General features: G+C 60.6%; 16 protein-coding genes and 1 riboswitch. All 16 genes read left to right on the forward strand.

Features of this window, described 5'->3' with window-relative positions:
• Positions 1–59: 59 nt before the first annotated feature.
• The 16 genes from miaB to SM764_RS06115 all read left to right on the forward strand — a co-directional run bounded on the left by miaB (position 60) and on the right by SM764_RS06115 (position 16548).
• Positions 60–1385 carry a tRNA (N6-isopentenyl adenosine(37)-C2)-methylthiotransferase MiaB gene (miaB, locus tag SM764_RS06040; RefSeq protein ID WP_065273685.1) on the forward strand — a complete coding sequence of 442 codons (1326 nt, stop codon included), beginning with the start codon at positions 60–62 and terminating at the stop codon, positions 1383–1385.
• Positions 1386–1650: 265 nt separating this feature from the next.
• Complete coding sequence (locus tag SM764_RS06045; protein ID WP_370571264.1) at positions 1651–2235, forward strand: OmpA family protein; 585 nt, start codon at positions 1651–1653, stop codon at positions 2233–2235.
• A gap of 13 nt (positions 2236–2248) precedes the next feature.
• Positions 2249–2554, forward strand: coding sequence for a hypothetical protein (locus SM764_RS06050; RefSeq protein ID WP_065272323.1), 306 nt, complete (start codon positions 2249–2251; stop codon positions 2552–2554).
• A gap of 190 nt (positions 2555–2744) precedes the next feature.
• Positions 2745–3758, forward strand: coding sequence for a PhoH family protein (locus SM764_RS06055; protein ID WP_065272324.1), 1014 nt, complete (start codon positions 2745–2747; stop codon positions 3756–3758).
• Between the two features lie 60 nt (positions 3759–3818).
• Positions 3819–4331 carry an rRNA maturation RNase YbeY gene (ybeY, locus tag SM764_RS06060; RefSeq protein WP_369001287.1) on the forward strand — a complete coding sequence of 171 codons (513 nt, stop codon included), beginning with the start codon at positions 3819–3821 and terminating at the stop codon, positions 4329–4331.
• A 23-nt stretch (positions 4332–4354) separates the two neighbouring features.
• Positions 4355–5254, forward strand: coding sequence for a hemolysin family protein (locus SM764_RS06065; protein ID WP_274830557.1), 900 nt, complete (start codon positions 4355–4357; stop codon positions 5252–5254).
• Positions 5251–6759, forward strand: a complete 1509-nt coding sequence (gene lnt / locus SM764_RS06070) for an apolipoprotein N-acyltransferase (protein WP_490363068.1) — start codon at positions 5251–5253, stop codon at positions 6757–6759. Before SM764_RS06065 ends, lnt begins: the two co-directional genes overlap by 4 nt.
• 63 nt (positions 6760–6822) lie before the next feature.
• A riboswitch (SAM-SAH riboswitch) is annotated at positions 6823–6872 on the forward strand.
• 6 nt (positions 6873–6878) lie between these two features.
• Positions 6879–8060: a methionine adenosyltransferase gene (gene metK, locus SM764_RS06075; RefSeq protein WP_065272328.1), complete on the forward strand. Its 1182-nt coding sequence runs from the start codon at positions 6879–6881 to the stop codon at positions 8058–8060.
• A gap of 158 nt (positions 8061–8218) precedes the next feature.
• Positions 8219–8890, forward strand: coding sequence for a COG3904 family protein (locus tag SM764_RS06080; RefSeq protein ID WP_369001288.1), 672 nt, complete (start codon positions 8219–8221; stop codon positions 8888–8890).
• A 131-nt stretch (positions 8891–9021) separates the two neighbouring features.
• Positions 9022–9786, forward strand: a complete 765-nt coding sequence (gene trmB, locus SM764_RS06085; RefSeq protein ID WP_368947865.1) for a tRNA (guanine(46)-N(7))-methyltransferase TrmB — start codon at positions 9022–9024, stop codon at positions 9784–9786.
• Between the two features lie 115 nt (positions 9787–9901).
• Positions 9902–11248, forward strand: a complete 1347-nt coding sequence (gene aroA, locus SM764_RS06090) for a 3-phosphoshikimate 1-carboxyvinyltransferase (protein WP_368947763.1) — start codon at positions 9902–9904, stop codon at positions 11246–11248.
• Positions 11249–11269: 21 nt separating this feature from the next.
• Positions 11270–11884 carry a (d)CMP kinase gene (gene cmk, locus SM764_RS06095; RefSeq protein WP_065272331.1) on the forward strand — a complete coding sequence of 205 codons (615 nt, stop codon included), beginning with the start codon at positions 11270–11272 and terminating at the stop codon, positions 11882–11884.
• Positions 11885–12190: 306 nt separating this feature from the next.
• A complete protein-coding gene (gene rpsA, locus SM764_RS06100) occupies positions 12191–13870 on the forward strand; it encodes a 30S ribosomal protein S1 (RefSeq protein ID WP_065272332.1) in 1680 nt (559 codons plus the stop codon).
• A 197-nt stretch (positions 13871–14067) separates the two neighbouring features.
• The gene (locus SM764_RS06105; RefSeq protein WP_369001289.1) at positions 14068–15630 is read left to right on the forward strand and encodes a hypothetical protein; all 1563 of its coding nucleotides are present in this window, start codon (positions 14068–14070) and stop codon (positions 15628–15630) included.
• A gap of 282 nt (positions 15631–15912) precedes the next feature.
• Positions 15913–16197 (forward strand): integration host factor subunit beta, encoded by a 285-nt coding sequence (ihfB, locus tag SM764_RS06110; protein ID WP_065272335.1) that lies wholly within the window; start codon positions 15913–15915, stop codon positions 16195–16197.
• On the forward strand, positions 16198–16548 hold the full coding sequence (locus SM764_RS06115) for a lipopolysaccharide assembly protein LapA domain-containing protein (RefSeq protein WP_274838002.1): 351 nt from the start codon (positions 16198–16200) through the stop codon (positions 16546–16548).
• Positions 16549–16550: the final 2 nt, after the last annotated feature.

Consider the following 16550-nt stretch of genomic DNA (forward strand, 5'->3'; position numbering starts at 1 on the left):
GTCATTTCCCAGTATGGCAGGCCGCTGATCCCTATGTCCGGCTGGAAGGCAACGAACCCATGAGCGCCCCCAAGAAGCTGTTTATCAAGACCTACGGCTGTCAGATGAATGTCTATGACAGCGAACGCATGGCCGAGGCGCTGGGCGGGCAGGGCTATGTTGAGACGAAATCGGCGGATGATGCCGACATGATCCTGCTGAACACCTGCCACATCCGGGAAAAGGCCGCCGAAAAGGTCTATTCCGAGCTGGGCCGGTTCAAGGGGCTGAAGGCGGAAAAACCGGATCTGAAGATCGGCGTTGCGGGCTGCGTTGCGCAGGCCGAGGGCGAAGAGATCATGCGCCGCCAGCCGCTGGTCGATCTGGTGGTCGGACCGCAAAGCTATCACCGCCTGCCAGAGATGGAGAGCAAGGCGCGCGCGGGGGAGAAGGTGCTCGATACCGATTTCCCCGAAGAGGACAAATTCGAAAAGCTCAAGAACCGCCCTAAGGCCAAACGTGGCCCGACGGCCTTCCTGACGGTGCAGGAGGGCTGCGACAAGTTCTGCGCCTTCTGTGTGGTGCCCTATACCCGTGGTGCCGAAGTCTCCCGCCCCGTATCCCGCATCATCGGTGAGGCACAGGAATTGGTGGAGCGCGGCGTGCGCGAGATCACGCTGCTGGGTCAGAACGTCAACGCCTACCACGGCGAGGGGCCGAATGGCGCGGACTGGACCCTGGCGCAGCTGATCTGGGAGCTGGACAAGATCGACGGGCTGGAGCGTATCCGCTTTACCACCTCGCACCCCAACGACATGATGGACGACCTGATCGAGGCGCATGGCACCTGCAAAAAGCTGATGCCTTATCTGCACTTGCCCGTGCAGGCCGGATCGGACCGGATCCTGAAACGGATGAACCGCAGCCATACCGCCGAAAGTTATATCCGCCTGATCGAACGCATTCGCGCCGCGCGCCCCGACATCCTGATCTCGGGCGATTTCATCGTCGGCTTCCCGGAAGAGACCGAAGAGGACTTCCAGGCCACGCTCGACCTGATCGAGGAAGTGAAATACGGTACCGCCTATTCCTTCAAATACTCGACCCGTCCGGGCACCCCGGCGGCCGAGCGCGCGCAGGTAGAAGCTGCGGTGGCGGATGAACGCCTGCAGCGGCTGCAGGCCCTGCTGACCCGCCAGCAGCGCGAGGTGCAGGACAGCATGGTCGGGCGCGAAGTTGGCGTGTTGTTCGAAAAGGCGGGCCGTCTGCCCGGGCAGATGGTGGGCAAATCCGACTATCTGCACGCGGTGCATGTGGCCGATTGCGACCGCGCCATCGGCGATCTGGCGCGGGTGCGCATCGTGTCCTCGGGCGCCAATTCGCTGGCCGGTGAGCTGATCGGCTGACCATTTTCTCGGGCCTCTGCAGCCTTTGATCACCTCGCTCCTTTGGCGCGGGGTGAGTCTTTATTGCATCCATTTTGTGGACAGTTTTAAGAAATTTGTTTGAGTGTTGGGGAAATCCGCATAGTTTTGGGAAAAAATAGGCTCCGCCAAGGGGCAATAGGCTGAAAAGTTGTGTAGTTTATTGTTTATACATGGATTGATGCTGTTACCGTGAGGCTTAACGCTCGTGGTGGCATGCTCTCGGGGGGACTTAGGTGAAGGATATCTGGTTGTGCTGAATTTCAAGTTGAGAAAAGCAGGCGCTTTGCTGGCCGCTGCCACGGTCGCATTCAGTCTGGCAGGGGCGTCTGTTCAGGCGCAGGATACGCAGACACGTACTGTTGTCGGGGAACGCTATGTGCCGACCATCTGGGTTGATCCGGATGGCTGCGAACATTGGGTGATGGACGATGGCGCCGAAGGGTACATGACACCGCATGTCACACCGGACGGCAAACCTGTGTGTCGTCCCGGTCTGCTGTGTGGCATGATGCCGACGGATCAGTTCTTTGCCACGGACAAGCATTTCATCAACGCGGCAGGCCGCAAGCGCCTGACGGAATTCTTTCAGAAGACAAAACCGAGCACACGGTATTTCGTGATTGCGGGTCACACCGACAGCCGCGCCTCGGATGAATACAATATCGGCCTGTCGCAACGCCGGGCCAATGCGGTGGCTCAGGTCGCACGATCTGCCGGTGCGCGGGTTGGTGATATCCGCGCCTACGGCGAACGTGATCCGCGCGTTCCCAATACCAGCGCGGCCAATATGGCGCAGAACCGTCGCGTCGAAATCTATTGTGTGCGCTAAGGGGGATTACAGCATGACCATTCTCAAAGGGGCCGCTGCTCTGTGCCTTGCGCTTTCGGTTGCTGCGTGTACCGATGTCACCGACAAGACCCGCGACCAGAACATTTTTGACGGCAAAAGTGGCGATCTTTCGCAGCTGACTGCCGGTATCTGGGTCGATCCGCAGGGCTGTGAACACTGGATCATCGATGACGGTGTCGAAGGCTATGCCGACCTGCGCCGTACGCCGGATGGCAAACCCGTCTGCAACAGCGAATTGCCGCGCAATGTCGCAACCGGGCCGTTCAAGTCTGGTTCCACCTATGGCGACCCGCTGTAAGCGCATCGAACGGTTTTGAGAACAACGCAGCCGCCCGTCTTTGGGCGGCTGTTTTCTTTTGCCGTTCTGACCCCGTCCGTATTGTGTCAGCCCATTTTTGTTTCAACCGTGTGAATTTTGCCGGGCTGCGCTTGCACCGGGCGCGCGGCAGAGGCACATTGAAGGAAACCGCAAGCCAGAGGAATAGAGATTGGTCACCAGCGCCCCGCCGTCGTCGTCCCACCCCCATCCCGACACCGCACATGAAGTGCTGCTGGAATTTCCTGACAATCGCCTGCTGATCGACCTCTGTGGGGAATACGACCGCAATATCGCCGATATCGAACAGAAGCTGGGCGTGCAGATCCTGCGCCGGGGCAATCTTTTGTCGGTGATGGGCGAGGAAGCAAGCCGCGAACAGGCCGCAGCGGTTCTGACTGCGCTCTATGACCGGCTGGAAACAGGCCGTAGCGTCGAAAGCGCCGATGTGGACCGCGAATTGCGCATGGGGCCGTCGGATCAGACCGATCCGGGCGGCCAGCTGGAAATGTTCAGTGGCGGCAAGGTCGAAATCAAGACCCGCAAGAAGCTGGTGGAGCCGCGCACCGACGCGCAGAAGGCCTATGTGCAGGCCTTATATGAACACGAGCTGGCATTCGGCATCGGCCCGGCCGGCACCGGCAAGACCTATCTGGCTGTCGCGGTCGGGGTCAGCATGTTCATCACTGGACAGGTGGACAAGATTATTCTCTGCCGTCCTGCTGTTGAGGCGGGCGAACGGCTCGGCTTCTTGCCTGGCACCCAGGAGGAAAAGGTCGATCCCTATATGCAGCCGCTTTATGACGCGCTGAATGACTTCCTGCCCGGCAAACAACTGGCCAAGCTGAAGGAAGAGAAGACGATCGAGATCGCGCCGCTGGCCTTTATGCGGGGGCGCACGCTTTCGAATGCCTTTGTGGTGCTGGACGAGGCGCAGAACGCCACGACCATGCAGATGAAGATGTTCCTGACCCGCCTTGGCGAAGGTTCGCGCATGGTGATCACCGGCGACCGCAGCCAGGTGGACCTGCCGCGCGGCGTGCCCTCGGGTCTGGCGGATGCGGAGCGGTTGCTGAGCAGCATTCCCAAGATCAGCTTCAACTATTTCACCGCCCGCGATGTGGTGCGTCACCCACTGGTGGCGGCGATCATCGAAGCCTATGACGCGGATGTTCCGGCAATCTGATCCCGGCGCCCTGCGCCGGGTCCGTGATGTCGGACCCCAGCGGATATGTGAAAGCGACAGATGACATTAGAGATTTCCACCGAAGACAGCCGCTGGGATGCGGTTGCGCTTGAGGGGCTGGCGGAGCGGTCCATCGGCGCTGCGCTTGCGCATTTTGATCTGGAGGCCGAGGAGTGCGAGATTTCCCTGCTGGCCTGCGACGATGCGCGCATCGCGGATCTGAACGCAGAATTCCGTGAAAAGCCGACCCCGACCAATGTGCTCAGCTGGCCAGCCGAGGAACTCTCTGCCGAGGAGCCGGGCGGGGACCCTCTGCCGCCAGAGGCTGATTTTACGGGCGAAATCCCGCTGGGTGACATTGCCATTGCCTATGAAACCTGCGCCCGTGAGGCCGAGGAAGCGGGCAAACCGCTGGCAGATCACCTCTGTCATCTGCTTGTTCACGGAGTGTTGCATCTTTTGGGTTACGATCACATTCGCGACCCCGACGCCACACTTATGGAGGGGCTGGAGGTCGAGATACTTGGCAAACTGGGTATCGATAACCCATATACGGTAAATGGAAGCCCCTGAACGGGGCATATTGGATAGGATAAATGGGCGACATAGAAGGCAGTTCTAACGCAGCGCATGGCGCGCTGCATATGAAGAGTGAGGCCATCGAGGCCACGGAGCACGCGGAAAAGACCGGACTGTTGGGGCGTATTTTCGGCTCCTTGTCGGCCTCTGCCGCGACGGAGGAACAGGAAGAACAGCAAGACGCTGTCTCCGAGGTTCAGCCACATGGCATGATCAATCTGCGCCGGATGCGGGTTGAAGACGTTGCTATCCCCTCGGCCGAGATCGTGGCCGTCCCCGTGACAATCGAAAGCGACGATCTGGTGCAGGTATTCCGCGACAGCGGCTTTACCCGAGTCCCGGTTTACGAGGGCACGCTGGACACGCCGCTTGGCTTTGCTCACCTCAAGGATTTTGCCCTGACCCATGGGTTCAACTGCGGGGCGGAGCCGTTCAATCTGCGCGAGATGCTGCGCCCGCTGCTGTTTGTGCCACCGTCGATGCCCATCGGGGTGCTTCTGGCCAAGATGCAGGCCGAACGTCGGCACATGGCGCTGGTGATCGACGAATATGGCGGTGTTGACGGTCTGGTGACCATCGAAGACCTCATTGAGCAGGTCATCGGTGAGATCGAGGACGAACACGACACCGGCGAGGATCAGACCTGGTTTCGGGAAAAATCTGGCTGCTATATCGCCCAAGCCCGCACGCCACTGGATGAATTTGAGGCTGAGATCGGCCAGTCGCTGACCAATCACGACGATGTCGACGAAGAAGAGATCGACACGCTGGGTGGACTGGTCTTCATGCTGTCGGGCCGCGTGCCCGCCCGCGGTGAGGTGATCGTGCACCCGGACGGGCCTGAGTTCGAAATCATGGATGCCGATCCCCGTCGGATCAAACGGCTGCGGGTACTGGTGCCCCACGCCGCGGAATGACGAAGGTTTCCGGTCTGCGCAGCAGGTTGGGGCGGCTGACGCCCCAATTGCCGGTCCTTGTGCTGGCCTTTGGCTTTGGCGCGCTCATGTCGCTGGCGCTGGCCCCCAATCACATGCTCTGGACCGTGCCAATTGCACTGGCGGTGATTGGCGCCTTTGCCCTGCGGGCGCAGACGTCCTGGTCTGGCGCCATGTTGGGCTGGGCCTTCGGTCTTGGGTATTTTGCCTTTGGCCTGTCGTGGATCGTTGAACCCTTTCAGGTGGACGCGCAGCGGCACGCCTGGATGGCGCCCTTTGCCCTTGTGTTTCTGGCCGGTGGTCTGGCGCTGTTCTGGGGCGCTGCCTTTGCCGGTGCGGTGCGGTGGAGCAGGGGGGCGGTGCGGATCGCCCTGCTGATTGCCTTCTGGAGCCTTGCAGAATTTGCCCGCGCCTATCTTCTGACGGGGTTTCCCTGGGCGGCTTTCGGACAGTTCTGGATCGACACGCCCGCAGCGCAGCTGCTGCCGTGGATTGGCCCGCAGGGGCTGGCGGTGCTGACGCTTGCCGCGTTTCTGCCGCTGGCGCAGCTGCGCCACAGCCCCGCACGTGCGGTCCTGCCCGGTGGGGCACTTGTAGCTCTGGTGGCGCTGCTGCCGTCTCCTCCCGTGGTCGAACTGACGGATCACAGGGTGCGCTTGGTGCAGCCCAATGCGCCGCAGCACCAGAAATGGCACCCGGATCTGCGGTGGGATTTCGTGCGCCGCGCCATGGGCTTTAACGCCCAAGGCCCGCGCCCTGATATGATCATCTGGCCGGAAACCGCGGTGCCGCAGTTGTTGAACTATGCCGGGGATACGCTGGAGGCGATCCTTGAGCAGGCTCCGGGCGTGCCGCTCTTGCTGGGGATCCAGCGCGAAGAAGGCGGCGCCTATTTCAATTCGGCTGCTCTGATCAGCGCCGATGATTCTGCCGGGCAGGTCTATGACAAGGCACATCTGGTGCCCTTCGGGGAATACGTGCCCTTTGGCGATCTGATGGCGCGGTTCGGATTCCATGGTTTGGCCTCTCAGGCCGGGGCGGGCTATGCTGCGGGACCCGGCGCGCGGCTGATGGATCTGCCCATCGGCAAGGCATTGCCGCTGATCTGTTACGAGGCAGTCTTCCCGCAGGATGTGAACGCCGCCCCCGATCGCCCGGACATGTTGGTGCAGATCACCAATGATGCCTGGTTCGGCACTCGTTCGGGGCCCTATCAGCATCTGGTGCAGGCGCGGATGCGGGCCGCAGAGCAGGGGCTGCCGATGCTGCGCGCCGCCAATACCGGTATTTCCGGCGTGATTGACCCCTATGGGCGCCTTGGCCCGTCGCTGCCCTTGGGGGAGGCTGGCTATGTGGACGTGATCCTGCCCGCGGCGCTTCCCGCGACCCCTTACAGCGGAACCGGGGACTGGCCGGTGCTGATCCTGCTGCTGGGGCTGGCAGGTGCGGCGCTGCGCCGCGGCGGAAATATGCAGGCGCGTTCATAGCTGCTCAACCTCTGGCCGGTAAAAGCATTGACGACAACCGTCTTCCCACGTAGGTAGTTTCGGTTCCTCCCACAACGGCTTCCTGGCGTGGCGAGGCGAAACCAAATGGAGCACTTTTCATGACCCGCAAGCACTATATTTTCACTTCGGAATCCGTTTCCGAGGGCCATCCGGATAAGGTCTGTGACCGGATTTCCGATGCCGTTCTGGACGCCTTTCTGGCGGAAGAGCCAGAAGCGCGTGTCGCGGCAGAGACCTTTGCCACAACCAATCGCGTTGTGATCGGGGGCGAGGTGGGTCTGTCCGACCAGGACAAACTGCACGATTACATGGGCAAGATCGACGAGATCGCCCGCGCCTGCATCAAGGACATCGGCTACGAGCAGGACAAGTTCCACCACGAGACCGTGGAAATCACCAACCTGCTGCATGAACAGTCCGCCCATATCGCGCAGGGTGTCGATTCGGCCGAGAACAAGGACGAAGGTGCTGGCGACCAAGGCATCATGTTCGGCTTTGCCACCAATGAAACCGACGCGCTGATGCCCGCGCCGATCCAGTTCAGCCACGCGATTCTGCGCCGCCTTGCCGAAGTGCGCAAGAACGGCACCGAACCTGCACTGGGTCCCGATGCCAAATCGCAGCTGTCCATCAATTATGAGAACGGCAAGCCGGTGGGCGTCAACTCGCTGGTGCTGTCGACCCAGCATCTGGACGAGTCGCTGACATCCGACGATATCCGCCAGATCGTGGAACCTTATATCCGCGAGACCCTGCCCGAGGGCTGGCTGACCGCAGAAACCATCTGGCACGTAAACCCGACCGGCAAGTTCGTGATCGGCGGCCCTGATGGCGATGCCGGCCTCACCGGCCGCAAGATCATCGTCGACACCTATGGCGGTGCGGCCCCGCATGGCGGCGGCGCCTTTTCGGGCAAGGACCCGACCAAGGTAGACCGTTCGGCGGCCTATGCTGCGCGCTATCTGGCCAAGAACGTCGTTGCCGCTGGCATGGCCGACAAATGCACCATCCAGCTGTCTTATGCGATTGGCGTGTCTCAGCCGTTGTCGATCTATGCTGACACCCACGGCACCGGCGACGTCGCGCCTGAGGCGATCGAAAAAGCCATTGGTCAGGTGATGGATCTCAGCCCGCGCGGCATCCGCTCGCATCTGGGCCTCAACAAGCCGATCTATCAGCGCACCGCAGCCTATGGTCACTTTGGTCGCGAACCCGATGCCGATGGCGGCTTCAGCTGGGAACGCACTGATCTGGTCGAGGCGCTGAAAAAGGCCGTCTGATCCGGTCAGGCAGTGTATTGCAAAACGGGGGCGGGCCACGGGGCCTGCCCCTTTTTGATCCGCGACTGGTGTAGGGCGCAGGGCTTGAGCTACGCGCCGGGGCCGAACTAGACTTTTCCGGCGGGGAATGCCCTTCGCGCAAAGGAAGCCATGTCCATATGAACCGTTCATCCCTGACTATGTTCTCGCTGCTTTGCCTTGTGCTGCTGGCATTGCCGTTACCCCTGCTGGCCAGGGAGCCCCTGCCGCAGAAATTTCGTATCGACGGCGAGGCCTTGGTGTTTGACACCGAAACCGACATCACCGGCGCGGCGTCCGAGATCACCCCCGAGGACATCGACGCCTTTCGCACCATCCTGGCAGACAACCCGCAGGTCACCGAGATCCGTCTGAACAGCAGCGGCGGCAGCGTCTATGCCGGGGCCGAGATCGCCTGGATCGTGATGGATCACGGGCTGAATACTTCGGTCGATGGGGAATGTGTCAGCGCCTGTGTCGATATCTTTCTGGCCGGGCAGCGGCGGCGCATGATGTTGGGGTCCAAGATCGGGTTTCATCAGCGCAGCTGGGCGCCGGAGGCGGTGCAAAGCTACTATCGCGAATGGCGCGATGACGAAGATTGGGCCACCCCTTTTGAATTCGGCTCCTGGATCTATCAGGACACTCAGGAGGAAATCTACGAACAGCTGACCTATCTGGTATCGCGCGGGGTCGATCCGGCCTTTGCGATTGAAACCATGCGGGTGCGCCCCAATGCCGAATGGTACCCGTCCCGCTTGCGGCTGGTGGCTGCCGGAGTGTTGCGGGAACAGGCGCCGCAGAATCAGTAGCACCGGGACAGCTCTCTTGACCCGCAGGGCGGCTTGCGGCAGATGGACGCCCAGCATTCGCCCGCCTGCGCCTGTTAATGGCGAAACGCAAATTCGGGCGTGGAAACACCGGCAATGAAAAGGCCCGTCCGATGTCTGATGACAAGAAAACCAGCTCTGCCAGCCACCCGGCGCGGACCGATGCGGCCGACAAACACGCCAGCGGCGCGCCTTGGCGCAATTTCTATGGCCGTTTCAGCGGCAAGACCCTGAAGGACAGCCAGCGACGTTATCTGGACGAGGACCTCGGGGCGCTGTCGCCCGGGGCGGTGGGCTGGGATGAAAACCCGGAGCGCAATCCGCTGGATCTGCAGGCGCTGTTTGGCGGTCGCGATGTTTGGCTCGAGGTCGGCTTTGGTGGCGGTGAGCATCTGGTGCATCAGGCCCAGAAAAACCCAGGAGTCGGCATCATCGGCGCCGAACCCTTTATCAACGGGGTGGCCATGCTGCTGGGCAAGATCCGCAAGGCAAATGCGGATAATATCGCAGTGCATCCCGGCGATGCGCGCGATCTGATGGATGTGCTGCCCGAAGCGTCGATTTCGCGCGCCTTCCTGCTCTATCCCGATCCCTGGCCGAAGAAACGCCATCACCGCCGCCGCTTTGTGACCCAGGAACATTTGGAGCCGCTGGCCCGCTGCCTGAAACCCGGCGCGATTTTCCGGGTGGCGACGGATATTCCTGATTACGTCCGCCAGACCTTGGAAGAAGTGCCAAGAGCGGGCTTTGAATGGCTGGCCGAACGCCCTGCCGACTGGCGCGAGCCCTGGGACGACTGGATTTCCACCCGTTACGAGCAAAAGGCCCTGCGAGAAGGGCGAACGCCGCATTACCTGACCTTCCGCCGCCTTGGCTGATATCGGGGTGATATGGGCGTGATCTTGCGCTGATCGGCGCTGGACCGGATCACGGCAATTCGTTACCGATAGCGGAAACAAAAGCATTCGCGACACTCTGACAAAGGAAGCCTTCATGTCCGGACACGGTACGCCTACCCCGATGACCTCTCACCGTGCCGACCCGCTGGCAGGCGTGGCCAAGGTGCCGGGCGACAAGTCGATTTCGCACCGGTCCCTGATCCTTGGCGCCATGGCCGTGGGCGAAACCCGGATCTCAGGACTTTTGGAGGGCGAGGACGTTCTGGACACGGCCAAGGCGATGCAGGCCTTCGGGGCCGAGGTAATCAACCATGGCGGCGGAAAGTGGTCGGTCTTTGGTGTCGGTGTCGGCGGTTTTGCCGAGCCGGACAATGTGATCGACTGTGGCAATTCCGGCACCGGCGTGCGGCTGATCATGGGCACTATGGCGACCTCGCCGATTTCAGTGACCTTCACCGGCGATGCCAGCCTCAACAAACGTCCGATGGCGCGGGTTACCGATCCGCTGGCCCTGTTCGGCGCGCAGGCGGTGGGCCGCTCTGGCGGGCGGCTGCCGATGACCATCGTCGGGGCGGCGGATCCGGTGCCGGTGCGCTATGTGGTGCCGGTGCCCTCGGCGCAGGTGAAGTCGGCTGTTCTGTTGGCAGGCCTCAACGCGCCGGGGCAGACCGTGGTGATCGAGAAGGAAGCCACCCGCGACCATACCGAGCGGATGCTCGAAGGGTTCGGCGCCGAGATCACCACCGAAGAGACCGAAGAGGGCCGCGTCATCACGTTGACCGGTAGGCCCGAGCTGAAACCGCAGGTGATCGCGGTGCCGCGCGATCCATCCTCAGCCGCCTTCCCGGTCTGCGCGGCGCTGATCACGCCCGGATCGGACGTGCTGGTGCCGGGAATTGGCCTCAACCCGACCCGCGCGGGACTGTTCACTACCCTGCGCGAGATGGGCGCGGACCTTACATATGAAAACGAACGTGTCGAGGGCGGTGAGCCGGTCGCCGACCTGCGGGCGCGCTATTCTCCCTCGATGAAGGGGATCGAGGTGCCGCCTGAACGCGCGGCCTCGATGATCGATGAATACCCGGTGCTCTCCGTCGTTGCTTCTTTTGCACGGGGCGAGACCATGATGGCGGGCGTCAAAGAGCTGCGCGTCAAGGAAAGCGACCGGATCGACGCCATGGCGCGGGGCCTGCGGGCCAATGGCGTTGCCGTCCGTGAAGGCGACGATTGGTGGGCTGTGATGGGCCTTGGCCCCGAAGGCGTACCCGGCGGCGGCACCTGCGAGAGTTTCCTTGATCACCGGATCGCCATGTCCTTCATGGTGATGGGCATGGCGGCGCAAAACCCGGTCTCCGTTGATGATGGCGGCCCGATTGCGACCTCCTTCCCGATCTTCGAGCCGCTGATGACCGCGCTTGGCGCCAAGTTCACCCACGCTTGAGATTTCGGAGCGCTTTGCAGCATGACCACCCGTTTCACCATCGCCATCGACGGCCCGGCAGCAGCGGGCAAAGGCACGATTTCCAAGGCCGTCGCCGCGCATTTCGGTTTTGCCCATCTGGACACGGGCCTGTTGTACCGGGCTGTCGGGGCGCGGGTGTTGGCTGGCGATAAACCACTTGAGGCCGCGCAGTCTCTGGTCGCTGCCGATCTGGAGGCCGAGGGGCTGCGCACGGCCGAGGTGGCCCAGGCCGCATCAAAAGTGGCGGTGATCGCTGAGGTGCGTCAGGCCCTGGTAGATTTCCAGCGCAGCTTTGCCCGCCGGGCCGGGGGCGCGGTGCTGGACGGGCGCGACATCGGCACGGTGATCTGCCCGGATGCCGAGGCGAAACTCTTTGTCACCGCCAGCGCCGAGGTCCGCGCCCGCCGCCGGTTCCTGGAGCTGAGCGAAAACGGATCGGACAGCGATTACGACACCGTTCTGGCTGATGTGAAGGCCCGGGACGAACGCGACATGAATCGCAGCGAGGCGCCGCTGAAGCCCGCGGATGACGCGGTCGTGATCGATACCAGCGATCTGAGCATCGAAGCCGCCATCGCGGCGGCCATTGCGGCGATCAAGGATCGGCAAGGCTGACCGGAAACGGGGGAGGCGGCGGCTGTTTCCGCCGCCAATAGCCGGGGCGCATCCTTGTCGTGACAGGGATGCCGAGTCCATTTCCCCTTGCCAGCAAGGGGGAATCTGCTTATACGGCCCCTGTCGAAAGAGATGCGAAAACGCACCACGGACAGTCTGAGCAGGGTCGGGGCAACCTCCGGCCCTTTGTGTTTGTTTGCTCCAGACGGTTCAGATGCGTGATCTCAGACCGACCAACCCATTCAGACCGGCGGAGACAACCGCATGGCCAGCTAAATAAGATATGTAAAGGAAATCCGAGACCACATGGCTCAGAACACATCGATGGAGGAATTCGAAGCCCTCCTGAACGAAAGCTTCGAAATGGACACACCCGATGAGGGGTCCGTTGTTAAAGGCAAGGTCATCGCAATCGAAGCGGGCCAGGCCATCATCGACGTCGGCTACAAAATGGAAGGCCGCGTTGATCTGAAAGAATTCGCAAATCCTGGTGAAACTCCCGAAATCGCCGTTGGCGATGAAGTGGAAGTCTTCCTGCGCTCGGCTGAAAACGCCCGTGGCGAAGCTGTCATCTCCCGCGAGATGGCGCGCCGCGAAGAAGCATGGGATCGCCTGGAAAAAGCATACGCAGACGATGCCCGCGTCGAAGGCGCGATCTTCGGTCGCGTCAAAGGCGGCTTCACTGTCGACCTCGGCGGCGCCGTGGCCTTCCTGCCCGGTTCGCAAGTTGACGTGCGCCCCGTGCGCGACGCCGGCCCGCTGATGGGTCTGAAGCAGCCCTTCCAGATCCTGAAAATGGACCGTCGCCGTGGCAACATCGTTGTCTCCCGTCGTGCTATCCTGGAAGAATCGCGCGCCGAACAGCGTGCAGAAGTCATCGGCAAACTGTCCGAAGGCGATGCGGTTGACGGCGTGGTCAAGAACATCACCGAATACGGTGCGTTTGTTGACCTCGGCGGCGTTGACGGCCTGCTGCACGTCACTGACATGGCATGGCGCCGTGTGAACCACCCTTCCGAGATCCTGTCGATCGGCGAAACCGTCAAGGTTCAGGTCATCAAGATCAACAAAGAGACCCACCGTATCTCTCTCGGCATGAAGCAGCTGCAGGAAGATCCGTGGGATCTGGTTGGCGCCAAGTTCCCGCTGGGTTCGGTGCACAAGGGTCGCGTCACCAACATCACCGATTACGGTGCATTTGTTGAGCTGGAGCCCGGTGTCGAAGGTCTGGTCCACGTCTCCGAGATGTCCTGGACCAAGAAGAACGTGCACCCCGGCAAGATCGTTTCGACCTCGCAGGAAGTCGACGTCATGGTTCTGGAAATCGACGGCGCCAAGCGTCGCGTCTCCCTGGGCCTCAAGCAGACCATGCGCAACCCGTGGGAAGTCTTTGCCGAGACCCACCCCGAGGGCACCGAAGTCGAAGGCGAAGTCAAGAACATCACCGAATTCGGTCTGTTCATCGGCCTCGAAGGCGACATCGACGGCATGGTTCACCTCTCCGACCTCAGCTGGGACGAGCGTGGCGAAGATGCGATCCAGAACTACCGCAAAGGCGACATGGTTTCGGCCGTTGTCTCCGAAGTGGACGTTGAAAAAGAGCGTATCTCCCTGTCGATCAAAGCCCTGGGCGGCGACAAGTTCGCCGAAGCCGTGGGCGGCGTGAAGCGTGGCTCGATCGTGACCGTCGAAGTGACCGCCATCGAAGACGGCGGCATCGAAGTGGAATACGAAGGCATGAAGTCCTTCATCCGCCGCTCCGACCTGTCGCGTGACCGTGCCGATCAGCGCCCCGAGCGTTTCTCGGTTGGTGACAAGATCGACGTCCGCGTGACCAACGTTGACAGCAAGACCCGCCGTCTGGGTCTGTCGATCAAGGCACGCGAGATCGCGGAAGAGAAAGAAGCAGTGGAACAGTATGGCTCCTCGGATTCCGGCGCATCGCTGGGCGACATCCTGGGCGCAGCGCTGAAGACCGGCGACTGATCTTCAGAGATTTCTCTGTTCTGACAATCTGGAAAGCCCCGCAATTTGCGGGGCTTTTCTGTGTTCTGGGGCATGGAAAGGTGACAGTCCGGAGTATGGGTTAGTAAAATCCCACGCAATCTCCTTTTGGTTGCAATGATGTCTAAATGTCTCTGGTTGAGACTGCGGCGAACGAATTCAGCTTCAGGAGTAGAGACATGACCACATTTTCCGGCCTTTCTATTGTCAATAATTCCGCCCTTACACTGATTAATGCCTCAGCCAGCGACAGGGGCGCTCAGGCCCGGGTCGAATCGGGTGATCAAGGGACGGCCTGGGGCGTGGACAGGCTAAATTCGCTCGCAAAAGCAGAGATTGACTATCGAACTAAGGAGCACGAAATCTTTGAGAATGCCCGTGGAAAATTAGAATCTTCCACAGCCAGAAGGAGCAAAGCGGCCCAGAGCAAGATTCTCGCGGAGCGATACCACAAACTGGCGGCCAATATGGCGGCGGCCTTGGAAAATCTTGGCGGCCAGGAGCGATCTTTTGGCGGAACAGTTGTCGCCTTGTTCAAGACCCCGGACTCCGATGCGCTGAGCATTGTTAGCGGCAAAACTGTCAGAAATATTTCCTCCCAAAATGAAGCCTCTTTTGCCATTAGCGCCAAAAAAGTCCGCGGGGTTGGCACAGAGGGAGGGAATGATGCCATCAGTATCGAAGCTGATTGGGTGGAGTCCGTAGGCACGGATCGTGACGGCCGCATGCACGCTAGGCAAACCAAATCTGGCAATCTTGTACTCGGGTGGCGCTCCAAAACAGTCAGCAATGATGCGGTCGCGATCAAGGCCAAGCGCGTAAGCGGTGTGTCCACCAAAGGCGGCAACGATGCGATCGCGATCGAATCCGACTTGGTAAAGAACATCCATGCGGGCGAGGGGAACGATTCCGTAGCCATTCGTGGCGGGGTTGTCATCGGTATTTACGGCGCCGACGGTCAGGACACCATATCCGTAGATGCTGGAATTGGTGCGTCAGCTGTAACGCAAGAGGGGAAGTCGGCTTTGAATTGGATGTCAGGGTTCTCTGGCTATACCCGAGCAGAAACGGCGGAGGAACGCGTGAGGCAGGCAACAGCGGCTTATCTTGGCCGGGCGGATATCCATGGAGGGGCAGGGGATGACTTTATTTCCGTTACGGTTCAGGAAACCCTGTCAGTTAATGGAGGCACCGGCAATGATACGATTTCGATTGGCGGCGGAACTGTGGCGATGAGCGTTGGACGTGACGCAGGCCATGACACCGTGCAGGTCGCGCGCGGCGCCGAATTGATGCTGGAGATCGACACTCAAACATATACTGCGAAAAAGGACGGAAACGACCTGATCATTACGCACGCCGGCGGGTCCGTAACCATCAAGGATTATGAACAGGCATCGGCAATCGCCATTAAAGGCAGGTATGCAGCAAGCGAAGACGAAATCAACGACTTGCTCAGTCCTGAGGAAGCAAAGCGAGTCATTTCTAATGAAGTTGAGCGTCAAGCTAAGATGCGAGAGGAGAATGCGGCCTTTTATGAGAGTCTTGAGGCAAAAAATCTGCGTGGCGGCGTGGCGGTTACATTGGATACGACCAAGACGGTGGATATCACTGTGCCGGAGGCGGAGAACTTTTATCGGCCCATCCATGACTGGAGCAATACCTTGTCTTCCGCGCCCATGGAGTATGATATGGTGATGTTTCAACTGGACCCCAAGGAGCCAATCGATATGCGCGTTTGATCTCAACCTGAGATTTCCGCGCTGATTTTGACACCTCGGGGCCCCGGGCCTGAGCGGGCGGCGAATCAGGTCCGGCCGCAGGCCGTCGGCGGCGCGAAACCGGGCCCGGGCGGCGGCAAACTGCCCTATAGGCAGCAAATGGCTGGTTTTACAAAGCAATTTCGTGCAATCTCCTCAGATTAGGAGGTTGGCGACGCCTGTTTTTGTTCCCGGCGCGCCGATTTTTTCCTATAGTCGGGAACACTCGACAAAGGATTGCGTTGGCTTGGGAGGGCAGAAAGGATGATCCGCTCTGAACTGATTCAGAAGATTGCAGACGAAAACCCGCACCTGTATCAGCGGGACGTCGAAAGGATCGTGAACACGGTATTTGAGGAAGTGACCGATGCGATGGCCCGGGGTGACCGGGTTGAGCTGCGCGGCTTTGGCGCTTTTTCGGTGAAAAAGCGCGATGCGCGGGTTGGTCGCAATCCCCGTACCGGCGAAACGGTCCATGTTGAGGAAAAACATGTGCCGTTCTTCAAGACTGGAAAGCTCTTGAGGGACCGTCTGAACGGAAAGGCTTAAATGCGCTATATTCGGTATGCCATCCTGGCTTCGCTTGGGATCATTCTGGTCTCTGTGAGCCTTGCGAACCGCTCTGTTGTGGAGCTGAAGCTGATGCCAACCGCCCTGGCGGAACTGGTGGGCTGGAACCCGGGCATCGCCCTGCCGCTGTTTGTCGTGGTTCTGGGCGGCGTTGCGGCCGGTCTGGTGATTGGCTTCATCTGGGAATGGCTGCGCGAGCACAAGCACCGCCGCGAGGTCGGAAATCAGACCCGCGAGGTGAAGAAACTGTCCCGCGAAGTGCAGAAGCTGAAAAAGCAGAAGCACGAAGGCAAGGACGAAGTTCTGGCGCTGCTGGACGACGCGGTCTGATC

The sequence above is a fragment of the Pseudophaeobacter sp. 1A16562 genome (assembly GCF_041008785.1).
In the GTDB taxonomy this organism is placed as follows: domain Bacteria; phylum Pseudomonadota; class Alphaproteobacteria; order Rhodobacterales; family Rhodobacteraceae; genus Phycobacter; species Phycobacter gallaeciensis_A.

Excerpts from the sequence above, each read along its gene's own strand:
- miaB (WP_065273685.1), top strand. The coding sequence starts at position 60 with ATGAGCGCCCCCAAGAAGCTGTTTATCAAGACCTACGGCTGTCAGATG.
- trmB (WP_368947865.1), top strand. The coding sequence starts at position 9,022 with ATGTCTGATGACAAGAAAACCAGCTCTGCCAGCCACCCGGCGCGGACC.
- SM764_RS06105 (WP_369001289.1), top strand. The coding sequence starts at position 14,068 with ATGACCACATTTTCCGGCCTTTCTATTGTCAATAATTCCGCCCTTACA.
- SM764_RS06065 (WP_274830557.1), top strand. The coding sequence starts at position 4,355 with ATGGGCGACATAGAAGGCAGTTCTAACGCAGCGCATGGCGCGCTGCAT.
- ybeY (WP_369001287.1), top strand. The coding sequence starts at position 3,819 with ATGACATTAGAGATTTCCACCGAAGACAGCCGCTGGGATGCGGTTGCG.
- SM764_RS06115 (WP_274838002.1), top strand. The coding sequence starts at position 16,198 with ATGCGCTATATTCGGTATGCCATCCTGGCTTCGCTTGGGATCATTCTG.
- ihfB (WP_065272335.1), top strand. The coding sequence starts at position 15,913 with ATGATCCGCTCTGAACTGATTCAGAAGATTGCAGACGAAAACCCGCAC.
- cmk (WP_065272331.1), top strand. The coding sequence starts at position 11,270 with ATGACCACCCGTTTCACCATCGCCATCGACGGCCCGGCAGCAGCGGGC.
- lnt (WP_490363068.1), top strand. The coding sequence starts at position 5,251 with ATGACGAAGGTTTCCGGTCTGCGCAGCAGGTTGGGGCGGCTGACGCCC.
- SM764_RS06050 (WP_065272323.1), top strand. The coding sequence starts at position 2,249 with ATGACCATTCTCAAAGGGGCCGCTGCTCTGTGCCTTGCGCTTTCGGTT.
- SM764_RS06080 (WP_369001288.1), top strand. The coding sequence starts at position 8,219 with ATGAACCGTTCATCCCTGACTATGTTCTCGCTGCTTTGCCTTGTGCTG.
- rpsA (WP_065272332.1), top strand. The coding sequence starts at position 12,191 with ATGGCTCAGAACACATCGATGGAGGAATTCGAAGCCCTCCTGAACGAA.
- aroA (WP_368947763.1), top strand. The coding sequence starts at position 9,902 with ATGTCCGGACACGGTACGCCTACCCCGATGACCTCTCACCGTGCCGAC.
- metK (WP_065272328.1), top strand. The coding sequence starts at position 6,879 with ATGACCCGCAAGCACTATATTTTCACTTCGGAATCCGTTTCCGAGGGC.